Origin of the sequence: Flavobacterium sp. KMS (assembly GCF_000813005.1) — a bacterium.
Classification (GTDB): domain Bacteria; phylum Bacteroidota; class Bacteroidia; order Flavobacteriales; family Flavobacteriaceae; genus Flavobacterium.
This window is the reverse complement of the sequence record NZ_JSYP01000003.1, coordinates 281,245-297,186: the sequence shown is the minus strand read 5'-3', so window position 1 is coordinate 297,186 and position 15,942 is coordinate 281,245. Positions and strand designations below refer to the sequence as shown.

Genomic DNA, 15,942 nt, shown 5'->3' with positions numbered 1-15,942 from the left:
ATCTAGAGAACAATAATTGGTTCACTTAAATCTGGGAAGCTTCATAAACATCATGTCCTTTCTCAACATTTTAGAAAATGGTTTGCAAGTAGAGGAATTAAAAACATAGATGATTACACAATTCAAATGAGTGTGAAAAATCACTTAAACTCTGTACATGGTAGTGGGAATAGGTATGTTCCCTGAAAGATAAAAAATAAAGAAAGATGAAAAACGTGTCTATTAATAATGAATCTTTAGAATTGAATGTATACAGTCAATATTATATTATTGATGTTCTTTATTTGACAGATATAAAAAATGAATTTTTAAAAGCTAGTTCTTTGCCAGAAGATATTAGAAAGGAGGTTTTTCTTTATACAGATACACCTTTTGCACTATATAAACCAGATGAGAGTACTTTTTATATAAATCAGATTATAAAAGTAGATTATGATGAAGTTATTTTAGAAGATTTCTCTTTTTTTTCGACTGATACAGGATTAATAGTATTCATTTCAGAAGATATATTAATAGAATTTTTAAAAGATTTCAATTATGAAGATTTAGTTGATTCAGAAAATGAATTGATAAATGAAATATATTGGAAACAAATAATTTCAAAGTTTAAGTTGGTAGACGTTGGATTAGTCTTAGCAGGTTCAGATTCAGAAAATGACTTTGATGGAAGTGGAACATATAAAGTTACCCCGCTCTCCGAAGTATTCTAACGAAGCGCTGTGCGAACGTCTCCGACTTCGCACTCACAATCAAAAGAAAATACATTAAACCTCGCCAATACTTGGCGAGGTTTAATTATGGAGTAGAATGTCCCACATCTCCGAAGTATTTTAAACTAATTCAAATAATATCAGTGCTAAAATATGAACTCCTTATTTATTGTATCTAATTTGATATCAGGAAGTATCATTATTTTAGCTCATAGAAATCTCTTTTTCCAATTTTAATTTTAGATGTTACTTTTAGTTCAATATGCATGTAAGGTTCAGTGATTTTTTCATTGTCAATTTGAACAGCTCCACTTTCAATAAGTCTTTTAATAGCTGATTTAGTATGTCCTTTTTTTAATTGTACACATAAATCTACCAAACTAATTACCCCATTTTCAAATTGAATGGAAGAAAATAAAATAGGCTCAAATGTTTTTTCTTGAAAGTTTTTGTTTTGAAATTGGTTGGTAAAAAAATCTTCTGCTTTTTGAGCTTCATCTTTGTTATGGTATTGTGTAATGATGTTTTGTGCAATTATTTTTTTGATATTCATTGGGTTTTCTCCGTTTGCCAGTCTTTCTTTTATTAATTGCTGTTCTACAATTGAAAAATCGGTGGTCAAATTCAAAAACTCTTCAATCAAACTATCGGGAATAGACATCGTTTTTCCAAACATTTCGTTTGGTTCGTCTGTTAATCCGATGATATTATTGAGTGACTTACTCATTTTCTCTTTTCCATCAAGCCCTTTCAACAATGGCATGCACATAACAATTTGAGGATTCATTTCAAAAGTTTCCTGCAATTGTCTGCCCATCGTACAATTAAAAAGCTGATCTGTACCACCCATTTCAATATCTGCATTAATTTTTACAGAGTCAAATCCCTGTAAAATAGGGTAAATCAATTCATGCATTGCTATAGGTGTATTTTCGGTAAAGCGTTTGTTAAAATCGTTTCGGTGCATTAACTGAGCAACAGTAACTTTTGATAATATCTGAATAACCTCAGAAAATGACAGTTCGTTTAACCAATCAGAATTAAAAACAATTTTTGCTTTTGTAATGTCAATTATTTGAGATAACTGATTGAGGTAAGTTTCTGCATTATGCTGAACTTCTTCGATAGATAAAGGTTTTCTACTTTTATTTTTTCCTGTTGGATCACCAATTCTTGCTGTAAAACTTCCAACCAGAATCACAATTTGATGTCCTAAATCCTGAAATTGTTTTAGTTTTTTCAAAACAACAGCATGTCCCAAATGCAAGTTAGGGGCAGTCGGGTCAAAACCAAGTTTGATAATCAACTTTCGATTTTCTTTTTTAGCTTGTTCCATTTTTTCTTCCAATCCATTTTTAGGAAGAATGATTTCTACGTTTTCTTTTAATTTCTTTATTGTTTCCATTTTTTTTTAAATAAAAAAGCCCGAGCATCTGCTCGGGCTTTAGGTTATATAATTAAAGTCTTTTTTCTTATTGATTTACTTTGACATATATACATAATCTTTCCGAACAGATACTATTCTATAATAATAAGTGCTGAAAAAAGTTAAATGTAATATGTTGTTCAAAATTTTCATTTGGTAAGCAAAGGTAATTTTTATTGTTTTATCTACAAGTTTTTATACATTGATAATTAAGAAAATAATTAAAGTACTTCTATTTACGTATTATTGAAAAATGCAGTCAGACGTTCCTCATTCTTCGAAGTATTCTAATAAAAACGGTGTTTGAATATCTCCTGACTTTGCACCTACAAAGAGAATGACATAAAACAATTTTGATTTAGTTTAAATTCTCGTTTTATCTAACGAAATTTTAGTTTAATTTTGATTGCAGGCACTGATTTTAATTCAACGATATCTTTGCGGATATCTGAGAAATCGGGGTATCATTTAATTGCGTAACTTTTCTACAAAAGGGTTTTTAAATTATTAAACATTAGAATTTATTGAATCCCAGAATGAGTGAAGATTTAATTACTAAAACTATGGATTGGGACTATATTAAAGATAAAATTTTGGTTTTTGGAGAAGATGATTATATTTTTGCGGATATGATGATCTCAGTATTAGGTGAATTTGATAGTATTGTAAGTAAGGAAAGTAAAATATTTTTTACATTAAAAATACTACAAGAATTAATGCACGAAAAATTAATAGATGTTTACTATGTAAGTGAAACTGAATTTGAATCATATTATTATGATTCAGATGATGATATTTCTAAATTTATTAAAGAAATTGATTTAAGATGGTCAAAGTTAAACTATGAATTACCACTTCCGAATGAACTATTTTGGGCAACAACAACACAAAAAGGAAAAGAGTCCATACAAGTAAATAATAATAAGTTCAATTAGGTAATGCCTCAATAGTGTAGTTCTTGTTTTTAAAAACTAAAAGACATTGATAAACCCGCTCTCCGAAGTGCTGTGCGAATGTCGCCAGACTTCGCACCCACAAAGGGAATCACATTAAACAATCTTGACTTAGTTTAAAATCTCATTTTAGCTAACGAAATTTTAGTTTAATTTTGATTGTGGACACTGATTGTAAACCAGTGCTATCGTTGCGTATATCTGAACAATCAAGTTTAAAAAGTAAAACCTTGAGTTTGTTATTGCATTATTGAGGCGATAGTATTAACAAACAGTTCTGTTCTAGCTTATAACAAAAACAAAATGGAAGATTTAAAATTTGAAATGCTTATTTCTTTTATCAGAGGAGAAATCGGTGAATTTCATTTAGAAATTAAGAAAGATACTTTGATAGAAGATGAATTAGGTGTTACAGGAGATGATGGGATTGAACTTATTTGTAATTATAGTAAACAATTTAATGTTGATATAACTGATTTTAAGTTTGATAAATATTTTTATCCTGAGCCTGGAATTTTTAATGCATTAAAAAAAACAATATCACCAATTAGAATTAATGATTTATACAATGGAATGATTAATGGTAAATTGTTGTAAAATAAGATTGTGCCGGTTGCAAGTTTCAAGGTTAGTAATACACTATCTTATGCTTATAACGTTTTAAAAATTAGATGTAATTGAATGTATAGTAAATGATTTCCGTTTTATCAAACAAAAACTATTTCTTTTAATTTTTATTGTGAGCACTGATTGTAAATCAGCGCTATCGTTGCGTATATCTTAGCAATAGGTTTAACTTTTATAAATTTTAATTAGAATGAAAAAATACTTTATCTTTTTAATATTAACTTTTATTTCTTGTGAAAAAAAAAATAGAATGTGAGGGTAAGATTGGTTTAAAAAATATAAAGATTAAGATTGAGAAAAGCAATCCTATTTTGAGAGAATATGATCGTTATTTACTAATAACTTGTAATAAGGAAAATATTTATGAAATCAAGATACAAGGTGATATAGGAACCGGAGCAAAAAGTTATTTATATAACAACGGCAATTCTTATGTATTAATTGATTGTGATAGTAGTTGGTATATTATTAATAAGAATGACGGAACAGTTACTTTGAAAGGGAAGTTTTGGATGAAGATTCCTCCTCAGAATTATATAGGAACTTTTGTGCTAGGTAGTATGAAGAAAAAAGTTGAATTTGTTAAAGAGAAAGATATTCAGACTAAAGATATTTATATGTATGGTGGTGGATAATATTTTAGATAGTATATCAATAGCACAATCCTTTTCTCCGAAGCGTTCTTATTACATACGCTGACACTTTTAAACATTGGCTTATTATAATTGGACTAGCCATCTCAGCATTAGTGAATTTTGTCATAGCAATCGGATAAAAGTTAAAAATTCCAGTTGATATTTTTTTATTATATCACTAATTCCTTTGTTTTCTTAAAATTGACTTTTTTATCCCATAAGGACAATTTTATGCGGTATTGCGGTTCTGAATTAACTTTTAAATCTTTGCGGAAATAGTAAACAAAATATGAAGATTTTAGCGCAACAGATAGAGGAGTTAAATGAAAATTTGGCAAAACAGCTTCCGACAGAAGTTTTAGAAATATTTAGTAAATCCATAGAGGAATTGAAAGATCAGAGCATTGAAGAGAGTAGCATCGAGATAGGCGAACGGTTTCCTGATTTCTGTCTTTCAAATACAAATGATGAAAAAATAGAATTAAAAGAGCTTCTTAAAAACGGGAAAGTGATTGTAGCTTTTTTTCGAGGCAGTTGGTGTCCGTATTGTAATTTAGAATTGAAAGCATTGCAGGATACCTAAAACAGATTGTCGGCAGAAAGGCAAAATTGTTAGTAATCTCTCCGCAAAAAACTGATTATAGCAAAGAATTAAAGAATAATCACCAACTAGATTTTGAGTTATTAACGGATAAAGATAATGCTTTGGCCAAACAACTTGGTATTTCTTTTGAACTTCAAGAGTATGTAATTCCTACTTACAACAGCCTAGGAATAAAGTTATCTGATTATAACGATAATGATAACAACGAATTACCTATTCCTGCAGTTTTTGTTATCGATACCGATTATCGTATTACCTATAAATTTGTTGATTCCAATTATATGAACAGAATAAACATTCAAGAATTAATTGAACAATTATGATCTACATAAAATCACGTTTTAATGAACGGGAATTTTTTTATTTTAATTCTTATTGTAAACACTGATTGTAAATCAATGTTATATTTGTATATATTCAAGCAAAAGAGGTTGGAATTTAACTATATGAAAAATAAAACACTAAGAACTTCCTACATTTCATTTACTATTCTAATAATCCTTCTAATTTTGGAAATTATTATGATAGATAATAGAATTAATAGTTATGGTACTTATATTAGAGGATCAAAAGTTATACTATCCTATTTTTTTCACTTGCCTCTTTTCATTATTAATTTAATACTAGCAATAAAAGTGCTTCAATTTTATCTTAAAAATAAATTTAAAAAACCTCTTAAAGCTTTTTATTTTGTAATACCGTCTTTCATTTTTTACATATGCTGTATAATATATCTTATAAATGATATCATATAATTAATCACATCATAAATTATAGCTATTATTGAAATCTGTTAGATGATTTTTACCTTTCCTAAATATTACGTAATATAAAATTAAAGTTTATGATATATAACATGCTTATTAGCGTTTGTTTGGCTATTTTTTCATTTATCTTTTATAAATTTCATAAGTTTTGGCTTAAAAACAGTAAAAACGAACTATTTGTAAAAGAGGGTAACCGTTTAAGTATAGTAAAACATTGGGTAATTATTTTAAGAACTGCGCTTTTTTCAGTAATATATTTTTTTAAAGCAATTATATATTAAAACTAATTTTCAATAATTTAACTCAATCTATTCAATTTATACAAAGCCAATTGTTGTTATAGTATTAAGAAACGTAAAGCAAGTATTTGATTATAATGTGTACTTTGAGGAGCTAATGCAGAGATCAAAAAAATAAATTATCAATAATAATAAATTTTAGTACTTCAGAAATTGTAACTACTACTAATTGAATGAATAATTTACATTTTAGAAATGATCCTCAACATGAATTCCTATAAAGATATATTAGATAAAAAAGAAGAGTTTTATAATTTAGCTATTAAGTATTATTATAATATTGATAAAGAATATTTAGACAACATAAGTAAGATTGTAAATAAATCAATCTCAATATTAGTTGATCATGAATTCATTCCGACACCATGTATCGAAATAAGATTAGAACTTCATCACCAAGATGATGACGTAAATGTTAGTTCATATTATCTATATATCAATGAAGAAAACGAATTTATTGATGAATTTCTTTACTAATTAACAAAACTAAAAAGACACTACCGATTTGCGAAAGCAAATACAATGTAGTGTCTTTTTTTGAGTAAATAATCTATTACATTACTGTATAATTACAGCGTAGTTGTTTCAATAGATTGCTCTATAATTGAATTAATAATGGTCAAAGTGCGTGGGTCTTGTTCTCCTGAGAAAAAAGCATTTAATATTTCCTGAAAAATAGGGTGGCAGTTTTCTACTAAGCTAAAAAGCGTCATCGAAGAACGTAATTTTCTAGCGTCTAACTCTCCCAGAAGTGATTCTGCTGATTTCATTTTAAAAGTCAATAAAAGCTCAGAAATCTCAACAAGGTGTTTTCCCAAAATTGGGTGTGCTGCAAATTCTGTAGCTTCTTTTAAATCGGTAATAGCATAAAAATTGGCTGTATCGCTAGTGCCTAAACCCGTAATTTGTGGAAAAATAAACCACATCCAGTGGGTTTCTTTTTTCCCCTTTTTAATTTCAGAAAGAGCGGTAAGATACAGCTGGTTTTGCGCTTCTAAAAAACGGATTAAATCATTGTTTGAATGTGCCATTGTTGTATTATATTGTGTAAAAAAGGGTGCAAAAATACTAAAAAATATAGGTTCTTCCTAATGGAAGACTCAGACTATGTGAGTTTTATGACTAAGTTGAGTAATAATCTTACTTAAAATTTTATAAAAAACAGCTTCAAATAACTGATATAATTAAATATACAATTCTGTTGAAAAATTATAAAAAAAAATCAAATTTTAGTAAACTTTCGTCCAGGTTCAAATATTATAAATCAATTTTAAACACGAATTACACTAATTGTCACTAATTCTTTTGCCTAATTAATTTTACAACCGAAAATTTATATTTCTTTTTTACTTAAAGATTTCTTTTCATTTCAAATTGCGAAATTGTATATGGTATATTTAAATTTTTTATAAATCCTTTTGCTTCTGCAGAACTATTCTGAACATTATATACTAATAATTCATTTTGATCCACAGCATTGTTAATATGATTAAATAAACTCGTACCAATTCCTTTACGGCGATAATTAGGAGCTACAGCTACTTGATTAATTTTTTTGGATGTAGGATTATATATTGCATAACCTACCAATTCAGCATCTATATAAGCTCCAAGAATTTGGCTAAATTCTATACTATTGTTCACTGCCATAATATCGTTTTGCCATGAAGGTTCTATATCCCAAAAAGATTTAAACAATTCCCATTGAGCTTCTTTAAGATTCTTTATATCAACTTTAGGATTTATATCTAATGCCGGTACTTTACCTTTAAAACAATCTAGTTTTCTATGTATTGTATAACCCATCTTTTCGTAAACTCGTATTGCAGGATGATTTCCTTCTATAACTTCTAAAACCATTTGCTTAACGCCAAGATTTTCTAATTTCGGCACTAAAATAGCATACATTTTACCAACTAAACCTTTTCCTCTATAATCTGGAACAACTCCTGTTGCAGCATTATAAGCAACAAATTCTTCGTTTGTAGTATTTAAAGCATGCAGCATAAATCCAACTAATTTATCTTCGGCATAAACTCCGATAGACAAATCTAATTTAATATTTTCGGCAGAAATCTTAGCTTTAAGTTGCTCTAAATTAAGACTAAAAGGCACGATATAATCTGAAAAAGATAAATTAATAACCGCTAATAGATCTTTAATATCAATGTTTTCTAAACTTTTTACTTCCATTTTTTATGCTAAATTTTTTGAGTTTAAGATTGAGTTTCTCTAATTTATAAAGGTTTTCTAAATATTGAAATAGAGAAAATCAAATATACATTTTATGTAAAAAACAATGATGAACTATTTTACATTTTATTAAAAAATAGGAGGTAACCACATGGATGTCGAAACATCGAGATATTGTTTTTTTACAAGAATCGTCTAGTTTTCAAACTGATATATTGTCATATTTTTAAATTTATTGGATATAAATGAAAATTATCAAATTAGCAGATTATGCCCTTATTTTATTGTCTTAATTCTAATTAAATTAAATAAGAACTTTTTTTCATAAACTTATGTTATATATTTGCTCAAAATTTTGGTCTACTTTTTCTTAAAATTTAAGGAAAAATAGTTAAAAGGGAATCAGGTGTAAATCCTGAACAGACCCGCTACTGTAAGTTCTATATAAGTCTTTAAACGTTACTTATGCCATTGTCCCGATTCTCGGGATGAGAAGGTTGTTTAAAGATGGAACAAGTCAGGAGACCTGCCAAAATCACATAGTTTAAAACTTTCGAGGAATAAAGTTGAAGAACAAGAAAATTAGCCTGTTATTTTATAGCGGGACTTTCTTATTATGCTTCTTGATTATTACATCGCGAAAAGTTTTTATAATTTATTTAGTGATGTATAATACAAACAAAAAGCTTTTATTCGTTTTTATCTTATTTACTCCATTTTTGCTTCATTCACAAGCAACTAATGATAGCATTCGCAAACTAAAAGAAGTAATTCTTAAGGCAAAACCATACCAGGAAGTAATTCCTGTGCAAAGTCTTTCGGGGAAATTACTAGAAAATTTAGCCAGTCATAATGTTGCCGATGCACTTCGTTATTTTGCCGGAGTCCAGATTAAAGATTATGGTGGTCTTGGCGGACTTAAAACTGTAGATGTCCGTAATATGGGAACGCACCACGTAGGTGTTTTTTACGACGGAATCCAATTAGGTAATGCGCAAAACGGAGTTACTGATTTGGGTAAATATTCGCTAGACGACATGGAATCTCTTACCATGTATAACGGTCAGAAAAGCGAAATATTCCAGTCTGCAAAAGACTTTGCAGCAGCATCTACTATTTATTTAAGAACTAAACGTCCCGTTTTTGAAGGAGATAAAAAAACTAATTTATTGGTACGGTTTAAAACCATGACCATAAATTATTTTGATCCGTCTTTTAGATGGGAACAAAAGCTAAGCAATAAAGTAAGCATGAGCGTAAGTTCTGAATATATAAAATCTAACGGTGAATATAAATTTAGGTACAAAAGAAACAATCAGGACGGTACTGTAGCCTACGATACTACTGCCACAAGACATAATAGTGATATTGAAGCATTCAGATTTGAATCTGGACTTTACGGAAAAATAAACAACGGTTCCTGGGATGCCAAAGTTTATTATTATGACTCGGATAGGGGAGCACCGGGAGCAATTGTCGAAAATAAGTTTTCTGATGGATTTAGACAGTACGACAAAAATTTCTTCACACAGGCATCTATAGTAAAGGATTTTACAAAAAAATACAAATTTCAGGTAAAGGCAAAATACGCTTACGATTACACGCATTATGTTGCCAGAGATACAACCCATATTTTAGGAGAAACAGTAACCGAAGGAGCACAATCTGACGATAGTTATTACCAACAGGAAATATACTTCTCGGCAGTAAATATGTACAATATATTACCAACATGGGATGTTTCGTTATCTACAGATTTTCAATACAATAAACTTAATGCTACAAGAAAAGGGATACAAACTCAATTTTCATTTCCGCAACGCTATACAGCATTGTTTTCATTGGCAAGTTCCTTCAGACTGGGACAATTTAAAGCCTTAGGTAGTGTTGTTGGTACTTATGTTCAGGAAGAAGTGCGCTATAACGCAAAAGCTCCCGACAAAAAAGAGTTTACTCCTGCATTATTCCTTGGTTATACACCATTTAAAGACTACGATTTTAATTTACGAGCATTTGCAAAACGTATTTTCAGGATGCCCACTTTTAATGATTTGTATTATACCATGGTCGGATCCAGTACTTTGAGACCCGAATATATGAACCAGTACGATGTTGGGTTTACCTATAATTTACCTGTAAATAATTCTTTTTTAGACAAACTTTCTATTCAGGTTGATGGATATTATACCAATACCAAAGATAAAATTGTAGCCGCTCCAACAGGAAATTTATTCCGCTGGATGATGACAAATATGGGACAAGTAAAAGGAAAAGGGATAGAATCTGTTCTTAATATAGGAATGCATATTGGTAATGTAAATTTAGCTACAAATCTTACCTACACTTATTCAGAAAGTAGAGATTATACAAAATTTGCAGGTTTAGAATTGTCTTCTTACGGAGATCAGATTCCTTATACTCCGTGGCATAGTGGCTCTGGGATATTAAATGCTGATTATAAAACCTGGAATTTTAACTACAGTTTTGTTTATGTAGGAAAACGATATAATGGTAATGTCAACAATATCAAAATCAATGAAATTCAGCCTTGGTACACACACGATTTAGCGGTACAAAAGTCTTTTGCTTTAAGAAAATATTTAATAAAAGGAACAATAGAGCTAAACAATGTGCTTAATCAGCAGTATGAGGTTATATACAATTATCCGATGCCGGGACGTACAATGAAATTTATAATAAGTATTGCGCTATGAAAAAGATAACTACACAATTAATTCTCGGTTTATTTATAGCCCTTGCTTTTGTTTCTTGTAGAGAAGAAGAAACCATTTTTCCGTCTTCGGATAAAAGTGTTGCTGCACCAAGAAGTGATGGTAAGATAGAAGGTTTTTATCTGCTTAACGAAGGAAATATGGGCATGAACCGGGCAAGCATCGATATATTTAATTATAGAACCGGAAACTATACAACCGATATTTATTCGGAACGAAACCCTACAGTTATAAAAGAATTGGGTGACGTAGGTAACGATATAAAAATTTATGGTAATAAGGTTTATGCAGTAATAAACTGTTCGAATAAAGTTGAAGTAATCGATAAATGGTCGGCAAAACGTATCAAAAAAATTGATATTCCTAACTGCCGATATGTAGCTTTTTACAAAAACAAAGCCTATGTAAGTTCCTATTCTGGTCCTGTAGCCATAGATCCTAACGCAGAGATAGGTTTTGTGGCTGAAATTGATACCACATCATTAGAAATAAAACGAAAAGTAAATGTAGGTTATCAGCCAGAGCAAATGGTGGTAAGTAACGGAAAATTATATGTGGCAAACTCTGGAGGTTACAGAGTTCCTAATTATGACAGAACCGTATCTGTAATAGATCTTGAAACTTTTACCGAAATAAAAAAAATAGATGTAGGTATAAATCTTTACAGTATGCAAATAGACAGTAGAGGAGATATTTATGTGAGTTCCAGAGGAGATTATTACAATACACCATCAAATCTTTTTGTAATTGATACCAAAACGGATGAGAAAAAAATGCAACTCGATATTCCGGTTCTAGGAATGTGTTTAGTAGATGATTTACTCTATTTCTATAGTGTATCGTGGAGCTATCTTACTAATAGTAATAAAGTAACCTACGGAATATTAGACACTAAAACCAAAAAGATAATAAGCGACAAGATAATCACTGACGGTACAGATAAACAAATAATGATTCCTTATGGACTACAGGTAAATCCCGAAACCAAAGAAATTTATATCACCGATGCACAAAATTATGTCGTAACAGGCTATATCTATTGCTTTACACCCGATGGAAAATTAAAATGGAAAACTACAGCAGGAAATATACCTGCACATATTGCTTTTATAACCAAAAACTAAAATAGTAAAATCATGTATAACAAATCTTTAAAACACTTCCGAACGCTATTGCTTTTACTCGCAGCAGCATTGGTAACCAATTGTTCCAGTGGCGACGATGGTTCTGAAAATAGCAATCCGCCAACAGGTGGTATTGGTAACAATGAGTACAATGCGCAAAGAGCTACAATTGTACCAATTACCGTAAATAGTACCGTAAGCGCAAATGCAACTTATAGTTGGAGCGTAACAAATTCTCCTTCAGAAAATTATTCTTTGGCAAACAACACTGCAAAAGAAGCCTTATTTGCAGCAACAGAAATAGGAACGTATGAACTTACAGTAGTTATAACTGATAACGGAAATACGCAAACACAAAAAATTAAAGTACACGTAAGCAAAGAAGCTAAGGATTATAAAACATTTATTGCTAAAGTATTTGATTTTAAACCTGCTCCGGGACAATTTATAAATGATTTGCCTGCAGCGAATGACGGTGAAACATATGATAAAATTTTAAGCAGAGCCAATACGTATCTAGCCAAGAAAAACGGAGATCTAATTTCGCTAGGAGCCTTTGGTGGTTATATCGTTTTTGGTTTCGATCATACAATTGTAAACGTAAAAGGCAAACGCGATTTTAGAGTTTTAGGGAATGCTTTTTGGGCAGAAGCCAATCCTAATCCTGATAAAACTATGCGTGGCGGTAGTAGTGAAGCTGGAGTTATAATGGTTTCTTACGACAAAAATAAAAACGGTCTTCCGGATGATGAATGGTACGAAATAGAAGGAGCTGGGCATAAAATGGAAAAAACAGTTCAGAATTATGAGATTACCTATTATAGACCTGATCCTAATAAAATTCCAGTTCCAGGAGGTGGCACAGGAACTGTACAATTTACAGATATAGAATATATCTACTGGAAAGATAACCAAGGTAAAGACGGTTATTTAGCCCAGAACAACGCTTATAATCATTCCTTAGATTATTGGCCAAAATGGCTCAAAGATCAAGAAAAAATCACTTTTAAAGGTACAAGATTACCAGATAATGCTGTTGATGAAAGCGGAACTGGAAGCTATTTTGTTCAGTACGCATTTTTATACGGATATGCAGATAATGCCCCAAACAATGATAATGATTCTGCAATAGATATTGATTGGGCAATAGATAAAAACGGGAACAAAATTCATTTGCCAGGAGTTGATTTCGTAAAAGTTTATAATGCACTTAATCAGCAAGCCGGATGGTTAGGAGAAACTTCTACCGAAATAATGGGTGCTACAGATTTGCATCTTTTAGGAGAAAATATTCCTACCAGACCATAAATTAAAAAGGATTTTAAATTAAACTATAATACCAGAAACCATGAAAAAAAAATTAACCCATTTATTATTCCTTGCATTCTTAGTTATAGGATGCAGTAGTAATGATGATGACTCAAAACGAGTAGACGAGGCTAAGAATACAATAGCAATTACACTTCAAGAAAAACATGATATAGGAACATTTAGTGTCTTAAATATAAATGCTTCAGCTACTGCAACAAACCCAACATATCAATGGGTAATGACTAAAAATCCAGTTAATAAAACTACAGATTCTATTGTTGGAAATTCTAAAGATTTAAGATTCATAGCACTATACTCAGGTGCATACGAACTGACATTAAATGTATCCGCAGATGGAAAAAAAGGAAGCAAAAAAACACTAGTAAATGTTACTAATGAGACTAAAAATTACAATCCTTATATAACAGCAATCTACGATTTTGATCCTGCACCGGGAATGTTTGCCAATGATTTATTTAAAAATGGTTTTACAAAAGAAGATATAATGCGAGTAGCATTAGGCAGGATTAATGAAACCAGTGTTGGTTATCCATTAGACTTAGGTGGTTTTGGAGGATCTATTATTGTTGGGTTTGATCATACTGTTATTAATAATGCAGGACAAAAAGATTTTAGAGTTTATGGAGGAGATTTAACCGATAAAGGCAATCCCCCAGCTCCAGGATTACTATTTGTAGCCTATGATAAAAATGGTAATGGAAAACCAGATGATGATGAATGGTACGAAATAATAGGAAGCCAGCATACTAAAGAAAATACAACCAAAAACTTCAAGATTACATACCATAAACCTGCCATAGGAAAGCCTGTAGTAGTAAGTGGTCCTAATGATCCATTTATAGATCGTGAACACATTTATTGCGAAAACAATAATTCTGAAACGTATTATTTACCACGATCTAAGACAAAAAAAGAATATTACCCTGCTTGGGCAACTCAAAATACTGCTGTATATGAAGGAACCAGACTAAATGTGAAATTTACACCACTACGTCCCGGACAAACTACACTATGGAATTTTGAAGCTCCTGAATGGGGATATGTAAATGCTGTAAATCCTGATATTGATATAGACTGGGCTGTAGATAATAATGGAAATAAAGCAAATCTACCAGGGATAAATTTTATAAAAATTGTAAACTGTGTTAGTGAGCCAATGGGACTTTGTCATCAGCAATCATCAATGGCAACAAGATTCGCAGGAGCAGCAGATCTTCATATATTAAAAAAATATAATTTAAGAAAAGTAAAAGAATAAGAAAATGAAAAAATATTTAAAATATAGTTTGATTTTAGTAGCTATTGGTGCTTTTTATTGCTGTAGTAACGATGATGATTCAAAGCCTGAGACAACTCCTGAACCAGTTAAAAACGCTTCTGTTACATTAAAATTAGAACCAAATTTTGCAGTTGACAGATACAGCGTAGTAACTATAAATCCAGAAGTTGTTATTGAAAACGCTAGTGAAGCTGTTGCAAAATACAAATGGACTGTTAAAGTAACTGGTACTGATGGAGTTGTGAAAGATTCTATTATTGGTGACGCTAAGACGTTACAATTTATTGCTCCTAAAGCGGCTGATTATGCTGTAGAATTTACAGTAACATTAGACAAATTAGTAAAACAAGCTTCAACGAAAGTTAAAGTTTCAGAAACAGGAAAAACCTATACAGCAAAAGCACTATCGCTTATAGATTATTTACCAGCACCAAGTTATGCTCTTGATAATTATGAATTTACTACTAAAACTGAAATTTTAGATAATCTTCAGGCAAGTCTTAATCAGGGAGAAGATATTAACCTTGGAACTTTTGGCGGATACATTGTTACAAAATTTGATCATACTGTTATTAATTCTTATGGCAAACGAGATTTTACTGTTCAAACTGTTGCTAACAGTACTACTGTAAAAGTTTTCCCAGTAAGTGTATATGTAGCGTATGATGCCAATAAAAACGGTATTGCAGATGATAATGAATGGTATGAGATAGGAGGGAGTGAGCATAATAAATCTACGACAACAAAAAATTACGAAATCACTTATTTCAAGCCAGATCCTGCCAAAGCAGCTGTAACAGGCAAAGCCGATTGGCAGTTTGATAAAGAATATTTAAAATGGACAGATAATAAAAACACATCCAACTTTATTACTAAAACAAAAAAATGGAGACGTTTAAATTATTACCCACAATGGATAGGAGATTCTTATACCCTAAAAGGAACAAAACTATACTTACCAGTAAAAGATGTAAGTGATGGAGAAGGAACTGCTTTTAATGTAGGAACTTTTGAATGGGGTTATGCTGGTATCAAAGATCCTTCGATAGATATTAGTTGGGCTGTAGATAGTAACGGAAAAAAAGTGCATTTACCTGGAATCGATTTTGTTAAAGTATATGTGTCAACATATACAGAGCTTGGAGCTTCAGATTTATTAACAAGTTCTTTTAAAGAAGCTGAGGATTTGAATTTTGCAAAAAGCAAATAATTAAAACTGCATATTCTTAAAAAAGTATGCTATTGCAAAAACATTAAAGAA

General features: G+C 30.5%; 15 protein-coding genes and 1 riboswitch. Of the genes, 12 read left to right on the top strand and 3 right to left on the bottom strand.

The genetic code is table 11. The features are described 5' to 3' along the window. Positions 1-206: 206 nt before the first annotated feature. On the top strand, positions 207-710 hold the full coding sequence (locus tag OA93_RS05590) for a hypothetical protein (protein ID WP_039112131.1): 504 nt from the start codon (positions 207-209) through the stop codon (positions 708-710). Positions 711-909: 199 nt separating this feature from the next. Here OA93_RS05590 and tyrS read toward each other — a convergent pair whose 3' ends face one another. Beyond that, positions 910-2,115 (bottom strand): tyrosine--tRNA ligase, encoded by a 1,206-nt coding sequence (gene tyrS / locus OA93_RS05585; protein WP_039112130.1) that lies wholly within the window; start codon positions 2,113-2,115, stop codon positions 910-912. A gap of 557 nt (positions 2,116-2,672) precedes the next feature. On the opposite strand from tyrS, the gene OA93_RS05580 reads away from it, so the two are divergent. From OA93_RS05580 to OA93_RS05555, 6 genes are all read left to right on the top strand, one after another. Next, positions 2,673-3,071, top strand: a complete 399-nt coding sequence (locus OA93_RS05580) for a hypothetical protein (protein ID WP_039112129.1) — start codon at positions 2,673-2,675, stop codon at positions 3,069-3,071. Between the two features lie 321 nt (positions 3,072-3,392). After that, positions 3,393-3,686 carry a DUF1493 family protein gene (locus OA93_RS05575; RefSeq protein WP_052259386.1) on the top strand — a complete coding sequence of 98 codons (294 nt, stop codon included), beginning with the start codon at positions 3,393-3,395 and terminating at the stop codon, positions 3,684-3,686. 263 nt (positions 3,687-3,949) lie between these two features. Further along, complete coding sequence (locus OA93_RS05570) at positions 3,950-4,351, top strand: hypothetical protein (protein WP_039112128.1); 402 nt, start codon at positions 3,950-3,952, stop codon at positions 4,349-4,351. A gap of 289 nt (positions 4,352-4,640) precedes the next feature. Then, complete coding sequence (locus OA93_RS25330) at positions 4,641-4,934, top strand: redoxin domain-containing protein (protein ID WP_240474683.1); 294 nt, start codon at positions 4,641-4,643, stop codon at positions 4,932-4,934. A gap of 26 nt (positions 4,935-4,960) precedes the next feature. Then, positions 4,961-5,278: a redoxin domain-containing protein gene (locus OA93_RS25325; protein ID WP_240474682.1), complete on the top strand. Its 318-nt coding sequence runs from the start codon at positions 4,961-4,963 to the stop codon at positions 5,276-5,278. A gap of 938 nt (positions 5,279-6,216) precedes the next feature. Beyond that, positions 6,217-6,498 (top strand): hypothetical protein, encoded by a 282-nt coding sequence (locus tag OA93_RS05555; RefSeq protein WP_131474456.1) that lies wholly within the window; start codon positions 6,217-6,219, stop codon positions 6,496-6,498. A 92-nt stretch (positions 6,499-6,590) separates the two neighbouring features. Here OA93_RS05555 and OA93_RS05550 read toward each other — a convergent pair whose 3' ends face one another. Then, the gene (locus OA93_RS05550) at positions 6,591-7,052 is read right to left on the bottom strand and encodes a DUF1810 domain-containing protein (protein WP_039112125.1); all 462 of its coding nucleotides are present in this window, start codon (positions 7,050-7,052) and stop codon (positions 6,591-6,593) included. Between the two features lie 319 nt (positions 7,053-7,371). Then, positions 7,372-8,214 carry a GNAT family N-acetyltransferase gene (locus OA93_RS05545; protein WP_039112124.1) on the bottom strand — a complete coding sequence of 281 codons (843 nt, stop codon included), beginning with the start codon at positions 8,212-8,214 and terminating at the stop codon, positions 7,372-7,374. Positions 8,215-8,553: 339 nt separating this feature from the next. Further along, positions 8,554-8,763, top strand: a riboswitch (cobalamin riboswitch). A 116-nt stretch (positions 8,764-8,879) separates the two neighbouring features. On the opposite strand from OA93_RS05545, the gene OA93_RS05540 reads away from it, so the two are divergent. The 5 genes from OA93_RS05540 to OA93_RS24040 are packed head-to-tail and all read left to right on the top strand — an operon-like array spanning position 8,880 to position 15,891. Further along, a complete protein-coding gene (locus OA93_RS05540; RefSeq protein WP_039112123.1) occupies positions 8,880-10,928 on the top strand; it encodes a TonB-dependent receptor plug domain-containing protein in 2,049 nt (682 codons plus the stop codon). Then, positions 10,925-12,070 carry a DUF5074 domain-containing protein gene (locus tag OA93_RS05535; RefSeq protein ID WP_039112122.1) on the top strand — a complete coding sequence of 382 codons (1,146 nt, stop codon included), beginning with the start codon at positions 10,925-10,927 and terminating at the stop codon, positions 12,068-12,070. The genes OA93_RS05540 and OA93_RS05535 overlap by 4 nt, the downstream gene beginning before the upstream one ends. 12 nt (positions 12,071-12,082) lie before the next feature. Next, positions 12,083-13,378 (top strand): hypothetical protein, encoded by a 1,296-nt coding sequence (locus OA93_RS05530; RefSeq protein WP_039112121.1) that lies wholly within the window; start codon positions 12,083-12,085, stop codon positions 13,376-13,378. Positions 13,379-13,418: 40 nt separating this feature from the next. Next, on the top strand, positions 13,419-14,660 hold the full coding sequence (locus OA93_RS05525; RefSeq protein WP_039112120.1) for a hypothetical protein: 1,242 nt from the start codon (positions 13,419-13,421) through the stop codon (positions 14,658-14,660). 4 nt (positions 14,661-14,664) lie between these two features. After that, a complete protein-coding gene (locus OA93_RS24040; protein WP_052259385.1) occupies positions 14,665-15,891 on the top strand; it encodes a hypothetical protein in 1,227 nt (408 codons plus the stop codon). Positions 15,892-15,942: the final 51 nt, after the last annotated feature.